The 21,863-nt window shown below is 42.3% G+C and carries 18 protein-coding genes; 9 read left to right on the top strand and 9 right to left on the bottom strand.

What is annotated here, in order from left to right; translation table 11 throughout:
- Nucleotides 1-17: 17 nt before the first annotated feature.
- The 5 genes from hemC to FNH22_RS10845 all read right to left on the bottom strand — a co-directional run bounded on the left by hemC (nt 18) and on the right by FNH22_RS10845 (nt 6,068).
- On the bottom strand, nt 18-944 hold the full coding sequence (gene hemC, locus FNH22_RS10865) for a hydroxymethylbilane synthase (protein ID WP_143398403.1): 927 nt from the start codon (nt 942-944) through the stop codon (nt 18-20).
- Nucleotides 941-2,059: an ATP-binding protein gene (locus FNH22_RS10860; RefSeq protein WP_143398402.1), complete on the bottom strand. Its 1,119-nt coding sequence runs from the start codon at nt 2,057-2,059 to the stop codon at nt 941-943. The genes hemC and FNH22_RS10860 overlap by 4 nt, the downstream gene beginning before the upstream one ends.
- The gene (locus FNH22_RS10855) at nt 2,056-3,243 is read right to left on the bottom strand and encodes a GlmU family protein (protein WP_143398401.1); all 1,188 of its coding nucleotides are present in this window, start codon (nt 3,241-3,243) and stop codon (nt 2,056-2,058) included. Before FNH22_RS10855 ends, FNH22_RS10860 begins: the two co-directional genes overlap by 4 nt.
- Nucleotides 3,244-3,392: 149 nt before the next feature.
- Nucleotides 3,393-5,648 (bottom strand): TonB-dependent receptor domain-containing protein, encoded by a 2,256-nt coding sequence (locus FNH22_RS10850; protein WP_143398400.1) that lies wholly within the window; start codon nt 5,646-5,648, stop codon nt 3,393-3,395.
- 102 nt (nt 5,649-5,750) lie between these two features.
- Nucleotides 5,751-6,068 (bottom strand): hypothetical protein, encoded by a 318-nt coding sequence (locus tag FNH22_RS10845; RefSeq protein ID WP_143398399.1) that lies wholly within the window; start codon nt 6,066-6,068, stop codon nt 5,751-5,753.
- 327 nt (nt 6,069-6,395) lie between these two features.
- Between FNH22_RS10845 and FNH22_RS10840 the strand changes: the two genes are divergently transcribed.
- Nucleotides 6,396-6,824 carry a hypothetical protein gene (locus tag FNH22_RS10840; protein WP_143398398.1) on the top strand — a complete coding sequence of 143 codons (429 nt, stop codon included), beginning with the start codon at nt 6,396-6,398 and terminating at the stop codon, nt 6,822-6,824.
- A gap of 7 nt (nt 6,825-6,831) precedes the next feature.
- A complete protein-coding gene (locus tag FNH22_RS10835; RefSeq protein ID WP_143398397.1) occupies nt 6,832-9,543 on the top strand; it encodes an outer membrane beta-barrel protein in 2,712 nt (903 codons plus the stop codon).
- Nucleotides 9,544-9,621: 78 nt separating this feature from the next.
- On the opposite strand, the gene FNH22_RS10830 is transcribed toward FNH22_RS10835, so the two are convergent.
- Nucleotides 9,622-9,864 (bottom strand): type B 50S ribosomal protein L31, encoded by a 243-nt coding sequence (locus tag FNH22_RS10830; protein WP_143398396.1) that lies wholly within the window; start codon nt 9,862-9,864, stop codon nt 9,622-9,624.
- 108 nt (nt 9,865-9,972) lie between these two features.
- Here FNH22_RS10830 and FNH22_RS10825 point away from each other — a divergent pair, with 108 nt between their 5' ends.
- From FNH22_RS10825 to FNH22_RS10805, 5 genes are read left to right on the top strand one after another with little or no spacing between them, the layout of a single operon-like run.
- Nucleotides 9,973-11,670 (top strand): hypothetical protein, encoded by a 1,698-nt coding sequence (locus tag FNH22_RS10825; RefSeq protein WP_143398395.1) that lies wholly within the window; start codon nt 9,973-9,975, stop codon nt 11,668-11,670.
- A 30-nt stretch (nt 11,671-11,700) separates the two neighbouring features.
- Entirely contained in the window at nt 11,701-13,524 is a 1,824-nt protein-coding gene (locus FNH22_RS10820) for an ABC transporter ATP-binding protein (protein ID WP_143398394.1), read from the top strand.
- A 60-nt stretch (nt 13,525-13,584) separates the two neighbouring features.
- Nucleotides 13,585-13,929, top strand: a complete 345-nt coding sequence (locus tag FNH22_RS10815; RefSeq protein WP_143398393.1) for a hypothetical protein — start codon at nt 13,585-13,587, stop codon at nt 13,927-13,929.
- A gap of 12 nt (nt 13,930-13,941) precedes the next feature.
- Nucleotides 13,942-14,520 (top strand): D-sedoheptulose 7-phosphate isomerase, encoded by a 579-nt coding sequence (lpcA, locus tag FNH22_RS10810; RefSeq protein WP_143398392.1) that lies wholly within the window; start codon nt 13,942-13,944, stop codon nt 14,518-14,520.
- Nucleotides 14,520-16,058, top strand: coding sequence for a YifB family Mg chelatase-like AAA ATPase (locus tag FNH22_RS10805; RefSeq protein ID WP_143398391.1), 1,539 nt, complete (start codon nt 14,520-14,522; stop codon nt 16,056-16,058). The genes lpcA and FNH22_RS10805 overlap by 1 nt, the downstream gene beginning before the upstream one ends.
- Before the next feature lie 7 nt (nt 16,059-16,065).
- On the opposite strand, the gene FNH22_RS10800 is transcribed toward FNH22_RS10805, so the two are convergent.
- From FNH22_RS10800 to cobA, 3 genes are all read right to left on the bottom strand, one after another.
- A complete protein-coding gene (locus tag FNH22_RS10800; RefSeq protein ID WP_143398390.1) occupies nt 16,066-16,965 on the bottom strand; it encodes a hypothetical protein in 900 nt (299 codons plus the stop codon).
- A 151-nt stretch (nt 16,966-17,116) separates the two neighbouring features.
- Nucleotides 17,117-17,698 carry a DUF4202 domain-containing protein gene (locus tag FNH22_RS10795; protein WP_143398389.1) on the bottom strand — a complete coding sequence of 194 codons (582 nt, stop codon included), beginning with the start codon at nt 17,696-17,698 and terminating at the stop codon, nt 17,117-17,119.
- 371 nt (nt 17,699-18,069) lie between these two features.
- Complete coding sequence (gene cobA / locus FNH22_RS10790; protein ID WP_143398388.1) at nt 18,070-18,843, bottom strand: uroporphyrinogen-III C-methyltransferase; 774 nt, start codon at nt 18,841-18,843, stop codon at nt 18,070-18,072.
- 93 nt (nt 18,844-18,936) lie between these two features.
- Here cobA and nirB point away from each other — a divergent pair, with 93 nt between their 5' ends.
- Both nirB and nirD read left to right on the top strand, forming a co-directional pair.
- Nucleotides 18,937-21,429 carry a nitrite reductase large subunit NirB gene (nirB, locus tag FNH22_RS10785; protein ID WP_143398387.1) on the top strand — a complete coding sequence of 831 codons (2,493 nt, stop codon included), beginning with the start codon at nt 18,937-18,939 and terminating at the stop codon, nt 21,427-21,429.
- Nucleotides 21,430-21,472: 43 nt separating this feature from the next.
- Entirely contained in the window at nt 21,473-21,856 is a 384-nt protein-coding gene (gene nirD, locus FNH22_RS10780; RefSeq protein ID WP_143398386.1) for a nitrite reductase small subunit NirD, read from the top strand.
- Nucleotides 21,857-21,863 lie beyond the last annotated feature (7 nt).

Below are 21,863 nucleotides of genomic sequence, written 5' to 3'. Positions count from 1 at the left end.
AGTCTGGTGGTTGGTTCTTAAAGTTTACTTTTGATATCCGCCAGTATCCTGTCCCCTCCGGCTTTCAGCACTTCCTTCGCCAGGTCACTGCCTATGTGTTTAGCGTCTTTTATATTTCCGGACCTGGTTTTTCTGATCACTTCAGTACCTTCCAGGTTGATAATACCGCCTTCTATCTTGATCTGATCTTCCATAACATGTGCCAATCCAAAAACAGGGATACTGCACCCTCCCTGTAGCTCGCGTAAAAAAGCACGTTCACAGTTCAGGCGTGAGGCCGTTATGGAGTGGTTCAGTGCATGGGTAATAGCTGCTTTTTTTGGTTCAGCCAGTTCCAAAGCACATTCTATAGCTACACTTCCCTGCCCGACGGCAGGGATGAAATCTGTCAGGGGTAGTTCTGCCACAATCAGGTCACCATATCCCATACGGTACATTCCGGCATACGCCAGCATTAATGCGTCGCATGCTCCTTCCTTCATCTTAGCTATGCGTGTTTGTAGGTTACCTCTCACGGCCACTGTTTTTACATGTGGGTACAGGTGCTTGAGTACTGCCACCCGTCGTGTAGAGGAAGTACCCACGATTAGCTCCTGATCGTTGAGGCTAAGCGACCTATTTTCGCTGACCAGTACGTCGTTTACTTTTTCACGCTCTGTGAAAGCAATTAACTCGAACCCTTCCGGTAGCTCAGATTGCATGTCTTTGGCGCTGTGGACGGCTATATCAATATTTCCCTCTTTCAACTGGTCCTCTATTTCTTCCGTGAACACACCTTTACTACCTATTTTGGCGATGGATACATCCAATATTTTATCACCACGAGTTTCTATAGTGACAATTTCGGTATCAATACCAGTGGCATTTAGTTTGTCAGCTACATAATGCGCCTGCCATAAAGCTAATTTACTGCCTCGTGTGCCTATTTTTATCGGTTCTGTCATTTGATGATCCGCGAGATTTGTAGTGAAAGGTCAAGAAAAGTGATGCGGGCGCTTGCGTTACGTTCGAGGTGAAATTGCGCTTCGTTCAAAAGGGGTGTGATGGCCCTTACTTTTTCTTCATCTATCACTTTACTAAAGTTTTCAATAAACTGATTTTCCTGGCCGTTGACCCGCACCAATTCAGGTGCCATTTGCCTTATTAGTGCTTCTCGCATCATGTTAGTGCCATAGGCCAGTAAGCTTTTTTGTGCCACTTTGTTCATGCCATGAAAAGTGTCTGATTTTTGTACCATCGAGGTGAAGTCTCTTTTAAAACAGTCACGCATCCAGGCGGCAAACCACTGGTGGTTATCATCTTCTACATTATTTACCAGTCTAAGCGCCAGGGTCAGATCACCATCAGCGAGATGTGCAAAACGCTGTGCCTGCTCTTTGGGCACTTCATGTTTTTCAGTAAGGATAGTGACCAGTTCATCATCCGAAAAACCAGGTATTGTAATGATCTGTGTCCTTGACAGGATCGTGGCCAGCAGCTTTTCAGCGTCGTTTGACACCAACAGGAAAATGGTTCTTTCCGGCGGCTCCTCTAATATCTTCAGAATGCCATTGGCCGATGAAGGGTGCATGTATTCAGGTAGCCATATGATCATGACCTTATACCTCCCTTCAAAGGCTTTTAAGCTCAGGTTTTTGATGATCTGCCTGCTTTCCTCTTTTGAAATATTGGCCTGTTTGTCTTCTCCTCCATAGTGTGCTGCCCATTGTTCCAGTTTGCCAAAAGGGGAAGAGGTGAGGAATTCACGCCATGTCTTCAGGAAGTTGGTGGAAATGACATCTTTACCGGTAATGTTTTTTGTGGGGCTTACCGGGAAAACGAAATGTACGTCAGGATGGATGGATTTATGATTTTTCACGCAGGCCGGACAGTTTCCGCAGGCATCGCTTTCTCCCGGCTGCTCACAGTTCAGATAAGCAGCGTAGGCCAGCGCCATAGGCAGGTTTGGGCTGCCTGCCTTACCTAAAAATAGTTGTGCGTGCGCTACATGATCATTTTTTACTGAGTTGATCAACTTCTCTTTTACGTCTGAAAGTCCGGTGATATCGCTAAACCTCATGCCTCCTGTTTCTCCCAAATGCGGTATTGTGCCGATTGCCTGAATACCTCTTTTAAAATGGATTGATCTGTATTATTGAGATCTTTACGTCTGCGTTCCTGCACTTTTTTGGCCACATCGAGCGCCTTATCCAGCCGGTAGGTAAGGAACCCGGCGGACCCTCCCCAGGAAAAAGAAGGGACAAAGTTTCTGGGGAAACCGGCTCCAAAAATGTTCGCTGAAACACCTACCACTGTACCGGTATTGAACATGGTGTTAATCCCGCATTTAGAATGGTCACCCATTACCAGGCCGCAGAACTCCTGACCACTATCTTGAAAACCATTGTCTAAGTAGCTCCAGACTTTCACATTGCCGTAGTCATTTCTAAGGTTGGAAGTGTTCGTGTCAGCGCCTAAGTTACACCATTCGCCAAGTACCGAGTTTCCAAGATAGCCTTCGTGGCCCTTATTAGAATAGCCAAAAATTACAGAATTACTCACTTCGCCACCTACTTTGGAATAGGGGCCGACAGTTGTGTCACCCCTCATTTTTCCTCCTATATTCACAGTAGAACCTTCACAAAGGGCAAATGAGCCTTTGATGATCGCCCCCTCAAGGACCTGGGTGTTTTTTCCCAGGTATACCGGTCCTTTTTCTGCATTAATAATAGCTGCCTTTACCACGGCTCCTTCCTCGATGAACAAATTTTCTTTTCCATAAACAATGGTATGAGGGTCAGTCAATGCAGCCGATGTCCTGCCTGCCGTGATAAGACCAAAATCCGATTTGATCTCCGCAGCATTTAGTTTAAATATTTTCCAGCGCTCATCTATGATATTGAGATGGCTTTCAAATACAATTTTTTTTAATCTGGACAGATCGGTCGAACCTTCATTTTTACCTGCTATAAGTATATTATCATAGTATAAAGCTTGCCCTGCCTGAAGGTGCTCTATTTGTGTAATTAGTTCATTATTAGGGCAAACTGCCCCATTAATAAAGAGCTTTTCAGTTGTTTTATGAGAGGGGAAGGCGTTGGCAAGATACTCCTCTGTTTGATAAAACACAGGTTTTTTAAGCCATTTTTGCCACTTCTCTGCTATGGTAAGTATGCCCACCCTGATTTCAGCCACCGGACGTGTATACGTAAGTGGAAGTAGCTTTTGGCGTACGGTTTTTTCGTCAAATAAATGAATATGCACTGGAGCAAAAATATTATATATTATCACATGTTGATGATAAAAACATCAGAATTATAAGTCAATCCGGATTTAGGGGATGGATCTGTTCATCCCCTTTTTCAATTATCAAAATAAAATACCTGCAAACCAACAAATATTCACTGGTAACACTAGAATTTAAGATTAAAAGATGCAAAGAAATTTCTGCCCTGCGCAAAAATAGGGCCACCTGCCCCCCTTACCGAACGGTTAAGATGTTCATAATAATTTTCATCCATAATATTGTTTATTCCGGTACTTAATTTGAAAGTATCAGATACCTTGTAATATACTTTTACGTCCAGAAGAGAAAACTCAGGACTAACCGTTTCGCCGAACTCTGTAGCAATTCGCGATTGTTCTAATACATGCCGGAAAATTAGCTCTGTCTGTAATTTATTTTTTAGGTAGTTACCTCGAAGAGTATATCTGAAATCTAGGGGAGCGATCTCTGGTAAAGGCTCATCTCTTTCAAGGTCCTGGGCATAAGTATAAGCGATCCCTAATTGATGTTGCAGACCTTTTAAAAGGTCTTGGGTCCAGTTTATTTCAAAGCCTGTTTTAAAGGCTTCATCAATGTTAACAAATTGACGAACACCCGGACTATTAGGCAGGCGCGGACTTAAGGTAGTATCAATTACCGAGGAAATGAAATCCTGAAGGTAGGAGGCAAATACATCAACGTTCAAAGCAGTTTTATTTGTACTCCAAGTGAAATTCAGATCCACCTGATTATTTGTTTCAGGCTTTATGTCCGGGTTACCCAACATCTCGAATGGGTCCTGTCCTACGGGGAAATAATTGATAAAACGTTCTGTTAAGCTTCCACTACGCTCGGTACGTCCCATCCATAACCCTATTGCGGTATTTTTTTTTAAATCTCGTGAGACCCCGAGACTGAAACTGGGGTTTATACGGGTTTCCTGGGTTTCCGCATAGATCTGGGTGAACTCCGGCCTGGGGTCAGAAATGTCGGCGTTGTTAAGCTCCAGCCTTCCTGAAAAAACAAATCTATAGGCGTATTTATTGAAATTGTATTCCGCAAAGAGTCCTGTTTTACTGATACGACCATTTTGCCAGGCATTATCTTCTAAAGTATTTCCGGCATTAGGTCCCATTAAAAATTCACGTACCCGGGTGCCTTCTGCTCCTTCTACTCTTAGATCGGCACCTGTAAACAATATACCGTATTTGTATTGCCATTTTGCTTCCGTTCGTCCACCGAAATTATAAGTAGTAGCCAGGGTTTCGGCATTGACCATTCGAGGGTCCAGGGGGTTTAAAAAATTGTTCATTAAGTGATCGACAAATGATCCAAACACGGTGGTATTCCAGGAGGTAAGGCGGCCTTTATTAATGCTTATTTCATGCCGGGCGTTAAACATCCAGGTGTCGTCTTCGCGCAGGTCCATGGGTAAGGCCGGGAAGTCCGCATCCCGGGCCAGGTTGTAAATGGCTAATACTTGTAGTTGTTGACGATCAGTCAGTCTCAGCCCGAGGTTTGCACCAAAACTTCCTCTTGAAAAATCAGCTTGTACCTTACTGTCGTTTCCAGCAGTATAATCATTTCCCTGCGACCAGGAACTAAAAACTCCTGCGTCATATTTTTGGCCGCTAAACCCTATTATCGCTTCGCTTCGGAATATATTGCTGTTACTTTCATACCCCCCGGACAGCCTTCCATACGTGGTAGATTGTTCTGAAAAACGTGGTTTGGAAGAAACGAAATTTATTGTTCCTCCAAAACCTGCTCCATAGCGTAGTGCATGCGGGCCTTTAAGTATTTCGATCCTGTCCGTCATATTGGGTACCATCTGGCTGGTGGGTGGGTCCATACGGTTAGGGCAGGCTGCCGTGGCACTTTGAGCTCCATTCATTACTATATTGAGCTGGTCATATTTAAAACCTCTAAAAACAGGGTCAAACCCATAGTTCCCGCTTTTTCGAATACTGTTGATCGCAGGAGTCTGATTGAGTAAGGTGGCGCCATCATGGGCCATCCTGTCCTGGTAATCAATTTGAAGTTTGTCTGAAGGGATTTCTTTAGACTTAACAGCAATAATGGTAACAGGATATAGTTGAAGAGGGATGCTCTCACGATAATGCTGTTGCTGTTGGATCATGTCCTTTACCTGAAGATCGTCCAACTGCCATTTGCCATAGTTAACATGTGATAACTTCATAGTGCTGCCTTCTGTATAAATGAACTCGATAGTACCTTGCTCATTAGAGATGCCGGATTGAGTATCATATAGAAATATAGCTCCCACGATTGGTGCGAAGGTAACTTCATCCAGCAGTTTTACATGCCCGGCCTTTTGAGCGGATAGCGTTGTAGTGCACAGCCAAACAATGAGCAGGCACATTAAAAATTTATTAAAAGTCATACGTGTGATTTTTTAATGGTGGAAGCGTTTGCCATAAGCATGGCGAAACGGAGCTTGTATTTGATACAAGCCATAAAAATATTTTGCCTGAGCAAAACCAGATTAAATCACAGGGAACTCCGGCGGATGGAAGATGCTCTTAATAAAAGAAGTTGAATAAAGAGATTGTCGGTACGTTCGAAGTTTTACCGATGAGGCGGTTTGAAGTCTGTCTTCGGAAAACCAATTGACAAGCTTAACAAATACAAGTATTTCGGATTTTTCCTGTATCCCTTGCGGTACTCGTTTTTGATCGGTTTCTTCCACCCCGTTTAACTTTTTTGCCAGGTAACATTGACCTCCGCAAACCGTGATATCACTTTGCTTATTGATACATAAGATCTCGTAAATAAAGTCTTGGTTAATTTTAAAATCAACCAAAATGCTGATTTTACTCAATGTTGGGGTGAGTAAAACCAAAAGTAGCGCGATGGATAAAACCTGCTTCAAATCATTGTATCACTTCCATGCAAATATAGCACTTTGAAGGGGTGTTTGTCATCTATAAAATGACTTAAAAATATAATAACACCAGGTATAGCGCTTACTGGTCCTTATGCCCATGTAAAGTGTGATTTATTGATAAATTTCAGTGAATCAGCCGTTTGGAAAGGGATCAATTGCTGATGATTTATTTGCAAATAAAATAGTTGAAAAAAAATGGAAATGAAGCGCAAGTTTCTCTGATACATGGCGTCTAACAGTAGTATGAACACAAAGCGCACAATTCTTTTGGTCATGGTACTAGGTTGCCTGACGTATTCATTGGCTCAGCCCCGTGGTGGAGGCAGAAGGGGTAATTTCAATCCGGAAGAGATGATCTTAAGGGAGAAAGAAAATGTTATTGCCAAAATTGATGACCTGTCGGAAGATCAGCTATTGCTGTTAAACGGTATTTATGATGAGTTTGGTGCCACATTTAAAGAAACCCTGGAAGAAGCAAGAAGGACAAGAAGCTTTTCTGAAATGCGTCCGAAAATGCAGGCATTGAGAGAGGAAAAAGACTTGTTGATGAAAGATGTGTTGGATGAAGATCAATATAACATCTATCTCTCAATAGTAGAAAGCGAGCGTAAGCAGAGACGGCAACGTGTACAATCCAGTAGTAAAGATTCGGTAAATATAGAGGATAATTAAAGTGTACATGAAAAAGCTTTTGCTGTTTTTATTAGGCAGTTTGTTGGTTCAGGCAGCTAATGCACAAAGCATTAAATTTAATGGAAAGGTCGTTGATAAAACAACGAAAGAAGGCGTGGTTGGAGCTAACATCCTGCTCATAAACATTAAAGATTCCACAGCCTCCCGATTTGCGATTAGCGACGTGAATGGTGAATTTTTGATTCCGGATGCTTCCCGCGCATTTTACAGGTTAAAAATTCAAACAGTAAATTACAAACCGCATACACAGATAATCAGACTAACACAAGATGTGAGTATCGGTGTGATAGGGTTGGAAGAGGATACAAAAATCCTGAAAGAAGTGGAAATCACAGGGCAGGTCATTCCTGTAGAACAAAAAGGAGATACCACGCTATACCGGGCTGACGCCTTTGCAACTAACCCGGATGCCTCGGTTGCAGACCTGGTGAGTAAAATGCCTGGAATTACGGTGAGTGACACCGGTGTGGAAGCCAATGGTGAAAGTGTACAACAGGTGTTGCTGGATGGCAAGAGGTTTTTTGGTCAGGATCCTTTGTTGGCGCTTAATACCATTCCGGCCGAGGTGGTCAACCAGGTCGAGGTCTTTGACCAGCAAAGCGAGAGATCACAGTTTACAGGGTTTGATGACGGTAATACTACGAAAACCATGAATGTGGTGACCAAAGAAGACAAGCGGTCCGGCCAGTTTGGGAAGTTTTATTCCGGTATAGGGACTGACAGTCGATACCTGTTAGAAGGAAACATCAATGACTTTAAAAATGATAGACAATTGAGCGTGTTGGGAATGTCAAATAACATTAACAAAAAGAATTTTTCAGACAGTGATATTACCGGAGTACGTTCGGGCCGAAGGGGTGGAAATCGATTTCTGGGAGGAGGGGCAGAGGTTCCCATAGGGATTACGCAGACAGAGAGTTTCGGGCTTAACTACTCCAATCAGAAAAAAGACAAATGGAAGCTTGAATCCAGTTATTTCTATGATCGGGCAGAATTGGATAATGAGACGGATAGTGACAGGGAAACATTTTTGGGTCAGGGCAGCCAATTTTACACCGAAAACTCGGTGTCAAACTCTGTTAACAAAAATCACAGGTTCAATGCGCGGCTTGAATATAACTTTGACGAGCAAAACTCAATGGTTTTTACCCCTTCAGCTACTATCCAGGATAATGAGTCTCTGGACATTACAAATGGGCAAACTACTCTTGGCGGTCAACTTTTGAATCAAACGCAAAACAACTATTCAGGCGATAATTCAGGGGTCAGGCTGAATGGTGATTTGCTTTTCAGGCATAAATTTGAAAAACTGGGGCGTTCGCTACTTTTTAATGTAAGGTCTACTATAAGTGATTCTGACAGAGAAAATACATTTCAAGACCTCGCATCGGATTCATCCTTCCTTTATCTGAGTGAAATTGATAATCATACATACCGGAGTGAACTGACATATATCGAGCCGGTGGGTTCAAGCTCACAACTTCAGTTTAGTTATGTTCTGGAGCAAAGTGATCGTACTTCTGATATTATTACACTTGAGACTACTGCAGTAGGAGATGAATTTCAGGAACGTGAAGATCTTTCGAATAGGTTTAACAGTACACTCACCGTTCATCGCCCTTCCGTTAACCTGGGAAAACGGACTTTTAGTCAATTTTATTCTGTTGAACTTGCCTTACAATATGCCACTCTGGATAATGAGCAGGTCTTTCCAACCTTGGATAAAACATCTAATTCGTTTGTTAAGCTACTACCATCCGTCTCAACCAGAATGCAACTTGGAGATAATACAAACCTGTTTGTAAGATACAATACCCAGGTAGGTACACCTTCATCCAATCAATTACAACAAGTGGTGGACAACAGTAATCCCCTGTTTTATTCCGTCGGTAATGCTGATCTGGAACAAAGCTATACACATCAGCTATTTGCTCGGCTAAGACGTACAAATGTTGATAAAAACAGGTCTTTATCCAATTTTATCAGAATAAGTAATACCTCGGATTTTATTACAAATGCCACTTTCACAGCATCTTCAGATTCGGTGATCACTGGTGATATAGTGTTACCCAGGGGAGGCCAGATCTCACAACCTCTGAACATAGATGGATATTGGAATTTACAAAATAATACTACCTACAGCTTTGTAATTGCGCCTTTAAAACTCAATATGAGTGCTGATATCGGTGTTGGTTTTATTCGGTCCCCGGGCATTGTTAACGGGCTTGAAAACATTTCAGAAACGTACAACGGGAATGCTCGCCTTGTCATGGCAAGTAATATAAGTCAAAATGTGGATTTCAACTTGTCCTATGGCACGAGTTTAAATCGTGTAGAGAATACAGTACGCTCCAATAGTAATAACCGGTATACTACCCAGACAATATCAGGGAAACTGAACCTGATCCTGTTCAAGGGATTTGTTTTTCGCAGTGATATAAATTATCAGATCTACAGAGGTATCTCAGAGGAATTTGATACGGATTATGCCTTGTGGAATGCCAGTGTGGCGAAGAAATTCCTTAAAAATGACAGGGGAGAGCTAACGATAAGAGTATTTGATATCCTTGGACAAAACCAAAGTATCACGCAGCAGGTAACTTCTGCTTACCTGGGAGAAACAAGATCATTGGTACTGGAACAATACTGGATGTTCTCCTTCACGTATCAGCTCAGGAGGTTTAAAACAAATAGCTGATCTTTAATAAATGCGTATAAAAAAAGAAGCCGTCTCTCAGAGAAACGGCTTCTTGAATAACAGTTTTACGAACTGTACCTATTTCTTATATTTTCTGTTGAATTTCTCTACTCTACCGGCAGTATCAACAAATAGTTTCTTGCCAGTATAAAAAGGATGTGAAGCTGAAGAAACCTCTATTTTGATTAAAGGATATTCATTTCCGTCTTCCCATTTAATGGTATCCTCAGAAGTCATAGTAGACCTGGTGATGAATGAGAAGTCACTGGAACTGTCCTGAAATACTACTTCTCTATATTCTGGGTGGATATCTTTTCTCATCTTAGTAATGCTTTATTCTTTTACTATCTCCAAAAGGAATGCAAAGTTACATATTAATCCGTCAGTTACAAATCAGGACTTAAACATTTTTTCCTTTATTTTGCGCTCATGAAGATAGGTCGTTTAGCGGGATGTTTGTCATTTTTACTGTGTTATATTACGTTTTCAGTGGAAGCGCAAAGTGTCAATGCGCCGTTGAATGATGATTATTACCATTTGATAGACAGATATGAGATCAAGTCAGGCCGTGTTAACCCTTATTTCCATAGTTCCTGGAAAGCCTATCAAAGAGAGGACATAGCAGCTTTTGCGGATACAATAGCCGGTGAGTTTTCGACACTTTCAAAGCAGGACCGGTTTAATTTTAACTACCTGAGAAATGATAGCTGGGAATGGTCAAAAAAGGACATAAATGATTCCCGGAAGCCTTTTTTAAAGCATTTCTATAAAGTAAAGTCCGATTTATATAATGTGTCGGTCGATGACTTTGATCTCCATGTAAATCCTGTCCTGCATTTATCAGCGGGTAGAGAAAGCGCCGACAATGCCAATACGTTTATCAATACCCGTGGAGTGGAAGTTCGTGGTATGGTGGATAATAAAGTTGGGTTTTACTCCTTCATTGGTGAAAATCAGCTTGTACACCCATTATATGTTCGACAACGTCGGGACTCTACACTGGTAGTACCCCACGAAGGTTTCTGGAAAGGGTATGAAGATAACGGTGCTGATTTTTTCACAGCACGTGGCTATTTAAGTTTCAATGCCAGCAAACATATTAATGTTCAATTTGGTCATGATCGTTTTACGGTAGGGAATGGCTACCGTTCGCTGATACTTTCTGATTATGCACCGGCTTACTTATTTCTGAAGCTTAATACAAAAGTGTGGAAGTTTAACTATACGAACCTTTTCACCCAAATGACTGCGGATGTATTTGGTACGCCAAGCGGCCTTTCAGGCAGTACCCGGTTCCCGGATAAATATATGGCATTGCATCATTTAAGCTTGAATATTGGCAAAAAACTTAATATCGGGATTTTTGAATCTGTGATCTTCAGCAATACCGATTCTGCATCTAACAATGCTTTTGAACTCAAGTACCTCAACCCTGTGATTTTCTACCGGGCCATTGAACAACAAAACGGAAGTTCTGACAATGTACTGGTAGGAGCAGATTTTAAGTGGTTAGCTATAAAAAACATTTCTATTTACGGTCAATTGGTGTTTGATGAATTCCTGCTGGACAATTTAAGAGAAGGTACCGGTTGGTGGGGCAATAAGTGGGCTTTTCAGCTTGGAGGTGAATATGTGGATGCTTTTGGTATTAACAATCTTGATCTGCAAGGAGAGGTTAATGTGGCTCGTCCATATGCTTATTCACATGGTACACCGTTTGGTAGTTACTCCCATTATCGTCAATCTTTAGCACACCCTTTAGGCGCTAATTTTAATGAGCTTATAGGGATAGTCAGGTATCAACCCATGGATAAAGTATTCCTATCTGCGAAACTTATGTACGCCAATTATGGTGCAGACACTACCGGCTCCAATTGGGGAGCGAATATTTTACTTCAAAATGATACCCGTGAACAGGAATTTGGTAATGAAATAGCCCAAGGAGTGGACACCAACTTGATTTATGGAGATCTTACCATCAGCTATCACTGGAAACATAATTTTTTTATAGACCTTAAACATATTTACAGAAAAGAAGAAAGTGCCCTGTCTGCACTTTCTAATGACACCAATTTCACTTCACTGGTTCTTCGCTGGAATATTCCGCAACGATTGAACGAGTTTTAAGTGAATACTTTTAATTTGTAAGCTATAGCAATGAAAACATTTTTTCGGGTATTCGGATATGCCAAAAAACTACGCCTTTTTGTGCCGCAGTATGTTGCTTTTGTATTGCTCAGCGTAATATTCAGTGCATTCAATGTTGCGCTGTTGATCCCACTTCTCAATGTACTTTTTAAACTTACTCCGGATACTGTTTTTGCAGAACCAGCCGGCTTTGAATTTAGTATTGATTACGTAACGAACTATTTCAACTATTACTTTTCATACATCATAAAACACCAGGGGGAGGAGCAGGCACTTGTTTTCGTATGCCTGATAGTATTGGTGTCTGTATTGCTCACTAATCTGTTTCGTTACTTAGCGGCTGTCATTAGCGCCAGGATCAAACTGGATGCAGTAAAATACCTGCGCATGGCCATTTACAAAAAAATTTCGAGCATGCATCTGGGCTTCTTTTCCAATGAGCGTAAGGGAGACCTCATTTCAAGAAGTACTACCGATGTGCTCGAGTTGGAAGTGTCTGTTTTAGGTAGCCCTAAGGCGTTATTCAGAGAGCCGGTGCAGATCGTTATTTTCTTCATTGTTCTGTTTATGCTTTCGGTGAAACTTACATTTTTCACACTGTTGGTTTTGCCTACAGCAGGTGGTGCATTGGGGTATATTGTTAAAAAGCTAAAGAAAAAGGCCATTCTCAGCCAGGAATCATTGGGCAGGATACTTAATATATTGGATGAGACATTAGGAGGGATGCGTATCATTAAAGCTTTTAATGCCCGTGAATACGTAAATAAAAAGGTAGATGAAGAAACGAATTTCTATAGAAAAGTAAACCTATCCTATAGCTATCGAAAAGAGTTAGGGTCTCCCATTTCCGAGTTTATTGGTATAGCTATCGTTAGTTTAATACTCTATTTTGGAGGCTCTTTAGTGTTGAGCGACCAGTCGTCCCTGGATGCGGCACAATTTATTGCTTACCTGGCTATTTTTGCTCAAATCATATCCCCGGCAAAAGCCTTTGCACAGGGTATATCCAGCGTACAGAAAGGAATTGCCTCAGGAGAACGTATTTTCTCCATTATTGACGCGGTACCAGCTATCAGGGATAAGGTAGGGGCTGTTGAACTGGACGGATTTCATGAGGCCATTGAATTTGAAAATGTGTCCTTTGCTTATGATAAAGAGAGGGTACTCAAAAACATAAACTTAAAAATCAAAAAGGGGACCACAGTGGCATTGGTAGGGCCGTCCGGGGGAGGTAAATCTACATTGGTAGATCTGATCCCGCGTTTTTATGACCCTGTCTCAGGTGCCATAAAGATTGATAATATACCCTTAGTGGATTGCAAGGTGGATTCTGTAAGGCAACAGATGGGGATTGTCACCCAGGAATCTATCCTTTTTAATGATACTGTATTTAATAATATTGCTTTCGGTATAGAAAGCGCTCGCGAAGAAGATGTGATAAAAGCAGCTAAAGTAGCTAACGCGCATGATTTTGTTATTGAGTTAGAGCAGGGATATCATACTAATATTGGTGATAGGGGTATGAAACTTTCGGGGGGGCAACGTCAGCGACTTAGTATTGCACGCGCAGTCATGAAAAACCCACCCATATTGCTCCTTGATGAAGCTACCTCAGCACTCGATTCTGAATCTGAAATGCTGGTACAGCAAGCACTTTTTAACCTCATGCAAAACCGAACTTCCATCGTGATTGCACATCGCCTGAGTACGATACAACATGCTGATGAAATTGTAGTTATCCAAAATGGAGAGATCCTTGAACGAGGGAAACATGATGAATTGCTTGAAAAGGGCGGGCTTTACAAAAAGTTGAGCGCTATGCAGAATACTTGATTAATTTTTGTAGTTTTAATTCTCATGTTCCATACCCATCTTAATTGATAGAAGCCAAAGATGAAAAATCCAAAGTCTATATTTTTTCTTACGTATTTCCTTTTCCATTTTGGCCTTCTGGTGACTTCTATATATGTAAATTATCGTTCTGAAGATTTTGAATTCCTTTTATGGATGCGCGGGCACATAGATTGGATGATATACGCGTCAATTTTTGGTTTCATATTGTTTGGAGTCAATATGATACTTATGAATTTAACGGGCAGAAATGCCAAAAAAGAAGCTTCAAAATTACGGCAAGAGGCAAATTCATATAAAGCTAAAATGTTTGACCTTCAGGAAGCTACCAAAGACGGATCATCAGAAAAGAATACCCCAGCCTCCGATGATGGAGTGACAGAATAAGATAATACCTTTATGAACAACCAACAACTCATTAAGCAGGAGCTGCTTCATGCGTCCGATGTATTAGATAAAGTGCTTTCGGATGCTACCTGCATGACCAACATAGATAAAGCGGCACAACTTTTTGTTGATTCCTTTAAAAACGGCGGAAAAGCCATTTCCTGTGGCAATGGTGGGTCACACTGTGATGCGATGCATTTTGCAGAAGAGCTGACCGGACGTTTTCGTGATGAAAGAGAGCCACTCCCGGCCATCTCCATAGCTGAACCCAGCCATATGTCCTGCGTCGGGAATGACTACGGTTTCAATTATGTTTTTTCCAGGTTTATCAAGGCGGTGGCCACTGAAAAAGATGTTATATTATGTATCAGTACCAGTGGAAATTCAAAAAATATTTTAGAGGCGATCAAGGAGGCTAAAAAGAAGGGTGCCAAAGTGGTGGTGCTCACAGGTAACGGGGGCGGTCAAATGATAGGTATGGCGGATGTAGAGATTTGCGTACCTCACTATGGTTATGCTGATCGTATCCAGGAAATACACATTAAGGTCATCCATATTTTAATACTGCTAATAGAAAAGCTCACGGTTTAATGGTAGCTAAGAATTTCGGAGCTGCTGTTTTCGGAGTGGATGCTAAGATCATTACCATAGAGGTGACAGTAGTACAGGGTACCAAGTTCTGGATGAGCGGGCTACCGGATAGTGCGGTCAAAGAAAGTGCCCATCGTGTAGAGTCAGCTATAAAACACTATGGACACCGTATGCCACGTCAGAAAGTGGTGGTCAACCTGGCTCCTGCAGACATCAAAAAAGAGGGCAGCGCCTATGACCTGCCCATAGCGTTAAGTGTGCTGCAGGCCTCCGGGCAGTTCAAATGTGACACCATGAAAGATTACCTGGTAATGGGTGAGCTTTCACTGGATGGAGAGTTACGACCCATTAAAGGAGTGTTACCCATTGCCATAGAAGCGCGTAAAAACAAATTTAAGGGCTTCGTACTCCCGAAAGAAAATGCTACTGAGGCGGCAATTGTCAATGACCTGGACATCATAGGAGTAGAAACAATGCAGGAAGCATTAGACTTTTTTGAAGGAAATCAGGAGATCAAGCCTCTTGAAGTGGATACACGCGATGTATTTATGACGGAATTAAACAATTATGGCGTTGACTTTTCCGACGTTCAGGGGCAGGATAATATCAAACGGGCTATGGAGATAGCCGCTGCAGGAGGGCATAATGTGATTATGATAGGACCTCCGGGGGCCGGTAAAACAATGCTTGCCAAGAGGCTGTCCAGTATTCTGCCGCCGTTATCACTCTATGAAGCGCTTGAAACTACTAAGATCCATTCTGTGGCTGGAAAGTTAGATGTTAAAGCATCGCTTATCTCTACGCGTCCCTTTCGTAGCCCGCATCATACCATAAGCGACGTGGCGCTGGTAGGGGGTGGAGGAAACCCGCAGCCCGGTGAGATCTCTTTATCGCATAATGGGGTTCTGTTTTTAGATGAACTTCCCGAATTTAAACGGACAGTATTGGAAGTAATGCGGCAGCCCATGGAAGAGAGAAAGGTGACGATTTCCAGGGCAAAAGTATCACATGATTATCCGGCAAATTTTATGCTTATCGCCAGTATGAATCCCTGTCCGTGTGGTTATTACAATCACCCTGAAAAAGAATGCGTATGTGGACCGGGAGTAGTACAACGTTACCTGAGCAAAGTAAGTGGACCATTACTTGACAGAATAGATTTGCATGTAGAAGTGACACCGGTCTCCTTTGATGAGATGACAGGAACGATGAAGACGGAAAGTAGTGAGGAGATCCGCGACCGGGTGATTACCGCCCGGGAGGTACAATCCAGGCGATTTGTCAAAGATGCTTCGCTGCATTGTAATGCTATGATGCCCGCACAAATGGTCAAAAAGATATGCCAGATTAACGATGCAGGGAAAACCCTGCTCAAAACTGCTATGGAAAGATTGGGCCTTTCTGCCAGGGCTTATGACCGTATTCTGAAAGTATCACGTACCATAGCCGACCTGGCGGGTTCAGAAGAAATAAAAATAGAGCATTTGGCCGAAGCCATTCAATACCGCAGCCTGGATAGAGAAGGGTGGGCCGGATAAGCAACAGTCAAGGGTTTATGCAATTGTCCTCCGTACGAACTATCTTCTGAAAGTTGTATTGTGACATCAGGTCTTTGGAAAAATCAACGTTAATCGAGACCTCTTCGTGGATATTCAACTTCAGATCTTTATAAAAAAATCCCGTTATACCTTCCCTGTTTTGTGCAGGTACATAAAATATAGATTGCTCACCTACCTGAATAAGTTCAGAGAGGCATAAATTGGTTTCTCCAATCGCATGATTACTGTATTGACTAGCTTCATCTGTAGGTAAAAGCTTTCCATCACGTATTTTTGCTACCTTGAGGATGCCTCCAATGTGAGGTGTTTGGATCCATGCCAGTTCTACAATGCCATCCTGGTCCAGGTCATAAATGGTCACAATATTCAACCATCGATTCGGTGTTCCGATCTCGTTGACATATGCGAACTCTTCGAGTTGGTTATCAACTACCTTATAGATCACAATCCCGGCCCCTTCATGTATGTGGGTTCGGATAGTAATAAACTCCAATTCACCATCACTGTCCACATCAAACAGTCTGGGTCTGATATCCTCAAAAACGTATTCATTATCTAAAGCGATCTCATGAAAAGCGCCGTTGACGACTACCACTAGTCTACTGGCTTCTATTTGATCACCCAGAATACCGTGTGCATACCGGGTCACCGGATCAGTGAATTGAGCATATACAGTTTCATCGTTACTTACAGCTATCTGTTCTTCTGCCATCAGGTTGTAGTCGGTCCTTAGTTTTTCTATGATGGCGTTGTTGCCCGTTTGCGGTGGGGCTTTGGTTATATCCGGTATTTCCTCATCGTTAGTACAGGCCAAAAAGTAGCTTAGTGCCAAACAAAATAGCCCATTTTTCAATTGCCGGATAAGTAGATCATAGTTGCTTGGCATATTGAGGCAGTTCAATTTGAATCAATTCAATAACTCCATGATAAACACGGGAGACAGTGAAATGATTTGAGGTAGCAAGAATTTTTAACTTAGATAGTTGATCTAAAGAGAGTATAGTGTGTAAGATGGCCAATGAGTTGCCTGGTTTGAGCTAAGCTAATGCCTGGGCCACTAAATTTGACGCTTTTGGCGAAAGATTGAGCTTTAATGCTGTTTCCTGACCTTTTCTACTCATTTTGCCCCATGTTTTTTGAAGAATTGAGACAACCTTCTCTTCCTTATGTTTTTCAATAAAGTCTTCAAAATAGTGTTGCAAAAAGACCAGGCACACTACATCTTCCAGTAGTTGTGCTTCCGGGTCCTGCTTCATCTTTTTTTTCAGGATCAGGTCACTGGTTTTTTCGGCTTCCTCGGGAGTATAGTCATTCCGTAGCATTATTTCCTTAACAGTGCGGGCGTGCATCATCATAAGTTCCGTCCGCCACTTTAAATAACCTTTACGATCGGCCGTATAACTGCTCCTGGGAATAGACCATCTTTTAATATGTTGTCCACGAGCGGCTATGACCAAAAGTTCATCCGGTTCGGGGTCAAGTTGGTACAACGTCTCTGTCATGCGATGTCCGTAAATCAATGCGGCAGGTATTTTTTTCCGGATGACATACTCGCTATTAGGGTCGTGACTGTTTATAACATCTATTTCATCAATCACCAGATTAAACTTATTAACCATAGCTAGTGCCCTCTTTGAACTAAAATTTCACATCATACCTGATGTTGAAGCAAACCATATTTTAACCTGATCTGTTCCCACCACTGGTACTAAAACGGTTTGTTAATTATAAAGAGTGATAGGCAACAGTCTTTTTTAAAACGTATTCCCAGGATCAATGTTAGCAGTTTTTCTGTGAAAGGATCAACACATTTTTTTTAATTGGTTGACAAGTAAATGGTCTATGTTGTTAAAGTGGTGTTGAATGGGACTCACCATTGATCTTTTGCTCTTATGACCAATTATTGTATCAATCTTATTTTACCCTTTCACCATTCATTCCTAAAACCTAAAAATCAAGTCAACTCCTCTACAAACCAGATGGAATTGCCCTAAACTTTAACCATTAAGTCCGAATAAATTGAATTCAGCTGTTTTTCAAGGCAAGGGCTTGATAAACAGTATTTAACAACTTCTCCAATGACAATGATGGCGGGGTTGGACATTTCATTTTCCAATACTCTTTGTTCGACGCATTTCAGGGTGCCGATCACTGCTTTTTCGTTATGTCGTGTACCGTTTTGGATGATAGCAATGGATTCTTCACTACCTCTGTGGGTTTGGAACAGGGATATGATTTTACTTAAATTCTTCATACCCATGAGTATAACCACCGTAGCTGTAGACCGGGCGGCAAAAGCCAGATCATTAGAAAAACTACCGTTCATGGTAGTACCGGTCACCACCCAGAAACTCTCGTTCACACCTCTTTTTGTCAAAGGTATATGATGAGCGGTAGGAACTGCCAGTGCACTACTTACCCCGGGTACTACCTCAACGTCGATACCCCGTTCCCATGCATAGGCTAATTCTTCATGCCCCCGACCCAAAATAAAAGGGTCACCACCCTTTAACCGGACCACTATTTTGTTTTGCCGTACATAATCCACCATCATATCATTGATGAATATCTGCTGGTAAGCGTGCAGTCCGGCCTTCTTTCCTACGTATACTTTATGGCAATCTTTTCGACAATAATTCAGTAGTTCATCATTGGCAAGCGCATCATAAAGTACTACATCAGCCATTTCCAAGGCCTTTATAGCCTTTAAAGTAATTAATTCCGGGTCTCCGGGACCCGCGCCTACTAATAATAACTTTCCCATTCTTACGTAATTTTTGTTTCTCACTTATTCAAATTACGTATATTTTCGTTTGAATTAAAAAATTATTACGTAATTTTACGTAAAAATAAAGCTATGGAAAAAGTAGTCGTCATTGGAAATGGAATGGTTGGGTATAAATTCTGTGAGAAGATCAGGTTAAAAGCTGGTGCAGATAAGATACAGCTGGTGGTATTTGGAGAAGAGCCTGTTCCTGCATACGATCGGGTCCATTTAAGTGAATATTTTACGGACCCTTCTGCCGAGAGGCTAAGCATGGCGCCTGCAAATTGGTATCGTGAAAACCATATAGACCTGCGAACCGGGGAGTTGGTGGTAACCATTGATCGAAATCAGAAAAAAGTCATCACACACCTGGGGCATGAAGAGCATTATGACACACTCATTCTTGCCACCGGGTCAAGTCCGCTTGTTCCGCCGATCGATGGGGTAAATAAAGTAGGGGTATTTGTATACAGGACACTCGAGGACCTTAACAATATCATGGCGTATGGGACCAAAGCAAAAAGCGCAGCCGTTTTGGGGGGAGGACTGCTGGGATTAGAAGCAGCAAAGGCGTTAATGGATATGGGGCTAAAAACCCATGTGATAGAATTTGCTTCACGGCTTATGCCTCGTCAGCTAGATGATACAGGCGCTGAGATTTTGAAAAACCAGTTAGAAGATATTGGGTTATCCATTCACCTGAATAAAAACACTACTGCCCTTCTAGGTGAAGGCGCACTGGACTGTCTTTCATTTTCTGATAACACACATTTAAGTACAGATATGCTCGTGATTTCTTGCGGTATTGTTCCAAGGGATGAATTGGCGTCATCGTGTGGGTTGAGTACAGGACCGCGTGGAGGTGTGATCGTCAATGAGAAGCTAAAAACAGATGATCCGAATATCTATGCGATAGGTGAGGCGGCATTGTTTAACAACATGATCTATGGGCTGGTGGCGCCGGGATATGATATGGCAGAATCAGTAGCACAACAGTTGACAGCGAGTGGTGACAAAGTCTTTGACGGAAGCGATATGTCTACCAAGCTTAAGTTGATAGGGATAGAAGTGGGAAGTTTTGGTGATGCTATGGGAGATACGGAAGGGTGTAAAACGGTAGTTTACAAAAATGAAAGTACCGGAATTTATAAAAAGATCACTATTTCCGGAGATAAAAAACAGCTATTGGGTGGAATACTGGTAGGTGATACAAGCGAATACAACATGCTTTGGCAGATTATGAACAATAGTACGGTACTTCCTCCCGATCCGGAAGACCTCATCCTGGGTGATCGCAGTGCTGAAGGCGGAGGAGGTGGCTCCATTACTACATTACCTGATACAGCGCAGGTATGCTCTTGTGAAGATGTGACGAAAGCAGATATCGTTAAAGCGATCCGGGAAGAGAGGATTGAAGACCTTAAGGCAGTAAAAACATGTACAAAAGCAGGTACAGGATGTGGCGCTTGTGGTCCTATGGTAGCGGATATTTTTCATGATACCGTGGCGGCAATGGGTAAAAGGGTGAGAAAGGTGATTTGTGAGCACCTGGACTATACGCGCCAGGAACTTTACGACCTGATCAGGATAAAGGAAATTAAAACATACGATCACTTGCTGGACAGCTACGGTAAAGGAGACGGCTGTGAAGTATGTAAGCCGGCAGTAGCCTCACTGTTAGCCAGTATTTGGAATGATCTGATCGTAAATCAGGATACCATACAGGATACTAATGACCGGTTTTTGGCAAATATTCAAAAAGGGGGCTCGTATTCAGTGGTGCCTCGTGTACCCGGTGGGGAGATAACCCCTGAGAAACTCATTGTACTGGGTCAGGTGGCTAAAAAGTATAACCTCTATTCCAAGATCACCGGAGGGCAACGTATTGATCTGTTTGGTGCCCGGTTGGAAGACCTGCCTTCCATTTGGGAAGAACTAATAGCCGTTGGTTTTGAGAGCGGGCATGCCTATGGAAAATCACTACGAACAGTAAAAAGCTGTGTGGGGTCCGCCTGGTGTCGATTTGGATTGCATGACTCTGTTTCCTTTGCTATTGAAGTGGAAAACCGCTATCGAGGATTACGAGCGCCACACAAATTGAAGGGAGGAGTTTCCGGCTGTCGCAGAGAGTGTGCTGAGGCCCAAAGTAAGGATTTTGGTATTATAGCTACTGAAGTGGGCTGGAACCTCTACATCTGTGGTAACGGGGGCGCTAACCCTCAGCACGCACAATTGCTGGCAGGTGACCTTGATTCAGAAACCTGTGTCAAATACCTTGACAGGTTTTTGATGTTTTATATCAAAACCGCTGAACCCCTCAATAGAACAGCTACCTGGTTAAATAAATTGGAAGGCGGACTGGATTATGTTAAAGATGTGATTGTGAACGACTGCCTTAGAATAGGTGCGGAGTTAGAGAAGGAAATGCAGTACCTGGTAGACACATATAGCTGTGAATGGGCTGAAGTAGTGAAAAACGATGCCTTAAAAGCCAAATTCAGCCATTTCATTAATACCGATGCAGGTGACCCTACGCAGAAGTTTGACAGCATCCGGGGGCAGAAAGTACCGGCAGCCTGGTGATGGCTAAATAAAATTCAATGATAAAGCAGGTAATGATAATACAATGGATGTAAGCGAAGAGATAATACAATATGAAACCGTGGCTTTGGAAGAAGTGAAAGTATGGCATAAAGTGGCTAAGATCGGGGACTTTCCGGTGAATGGTGGTGCCTGTGTTTTATACAAAGGTATGCAGATAGCTGTTTTTAACTTCAGTCGCAGGCAGGAGTGGTATGCCACACAAAACGTATGTCCGCATAAGCAACAAATGATCCTCTCCAGGGGCATGATCGGTACACAACAAAATGAACCCAAAGTAGCATGCCCATATCATAAAAAAACATTTTCCCTGAAAAGTGGTGAAAACCTGAATGGTAATGAATGCAGTCTTGCCACTTACCCGGTAAAGGTAGAGGAAGGGTGTGTGTATGTTGGATTTAAAGGATAGTTAGATG

Source organism: Fulvivirga sp. M361 (genome assembly GCF_007097395.1).
Classification (GTDB): domain Bacteria; phylum Bacteroidota; class Bacteroidia; order Cytophagales; family Cyclobacteriaceae; genus Fulvivirga.
Note: the sequence above shows the minus strand (reverse complement) of the source record. Positions and strands in the feature narration are given on the sequence as shown.

What these genes read in the sequence shown, in the direction of transcription:
- FNH22_RS10860 (WP_143398402.1), bottom strand. Translation starts at nt 2,059, where the DNA reads ATGAGGTTTAGCGATATCACCGGACTTTCAGACGTAAAAGAGAAGTTG.
- lpcA (WP_143398392.1), top strand. Translation starts at nt 13,942, where the DNA reads ATGAACAACCAACAACTCATTAAGCAGGAGCTGCTTCATGCGTCCGAT.
- FNH22_RS10800 (WP_143398390.1), bottom strand. Translation starts at nt 16,965, where the DNA reads ATGCCAAGCAACTATGATCTACTTATCCGGCAATTGAAAAATGGGCTA.
- FNH22_RS10840 (WP_143398398.1), top strand. Translation starts at nt 6,396, where the DNA reads ATGAACACAAAGCGCACAATTCTTTTGGTCATGGTACTAGGTTGCCTG.
- nirB (WP_143398387.1), top strand. Translation starts at nt 18,937, where the DNA reads ATGGAAAAAGTAGTCGTCATTGGAAATGGAATGGTTGGGTATAAATTC.
- FNH22_RS10815 (WP_143398393.1), top strand. Translation starts at nt 13,585, where the DNA reads ATGAAAAATCCAAAGTCTATATTTTTTCTTACGTATTTCCTTTTCCAT.
- FNH22_RS10795 (WP_143398389.1), bottom strand. Translation starts at nt 17,698, where the DNA reads ATGGTTAATAAGTTTAATCTGGTGATTGATGAAATAGATGTTATAAAC.
- FNH22_RS10820 (WP_143398394.1), top strand. Translation starts at nt 11,701, where the DNA reads ATGAAAACATTTTTTCGGGTATTCGGATATGCCAAAAAACTACGCCTT.
- FNH22_RS10830 (WP_143398396.1), bottom strand. Translation starts at nt 9,864, where the DNA reads ATGAGAAAAGATATCCACCCAGAATATAGAGAAGTAGTATTTCAGGAC.
- FNH22_RS10805 (WP_143398391.1), top strand. Translation starts at nt 14,520, where the DNA reads ATGGTAGCTAAGAATTTCGGAGCTGCTGTTTTCGGAGTGGATGCTAAG.
- FNH22_RS10835 (WP_143398397.1), top strand. Translation starts at nt 6,832, where the DNA reads ATGAAAAAGCTTTTGCTGTTTTTATTAGGCAGTTTGTTGGTTCAGGCA.
- hemC (WP_143398403.1), bottom strand. Translation starts at nt 944, where the DNA reads ATGACAGAACCGATAAAAATAGGCACACGAGGCAGTAAATTAGCTTTA.
- FNH22_RS10825 (WP_143398395.1), top strand. Translation starts at nt 9,973, where the DNA reads ATGAAGATAGGTCGTTTAGCGGGATGTTTGTCATTTTTACTGTGTTAT.
- cobA (WP_143398388.1), bottom strand. Translation starts at nt 18,843, where the DNA reads ATGGGAAAGTTATTATTAGTAGGCGCGGGTCCCGGAGACCCGGAATTA.
- nirD (WP_143398386.1), top strand. Translation starts at nt 21,473, where the DNA reads ATGGATGTAAGCGAAGAGATAATACAATATGAAACCGTGGCTTTGGAA.
- FNH22_RS10850 (WP_143398400.1), bottom strand. Translation starts at nt 5,648, where the DNA reads ATGACTTTTAATAAATTTTTAATGTGCCTGCTCATTGTTTGGCTGTGC.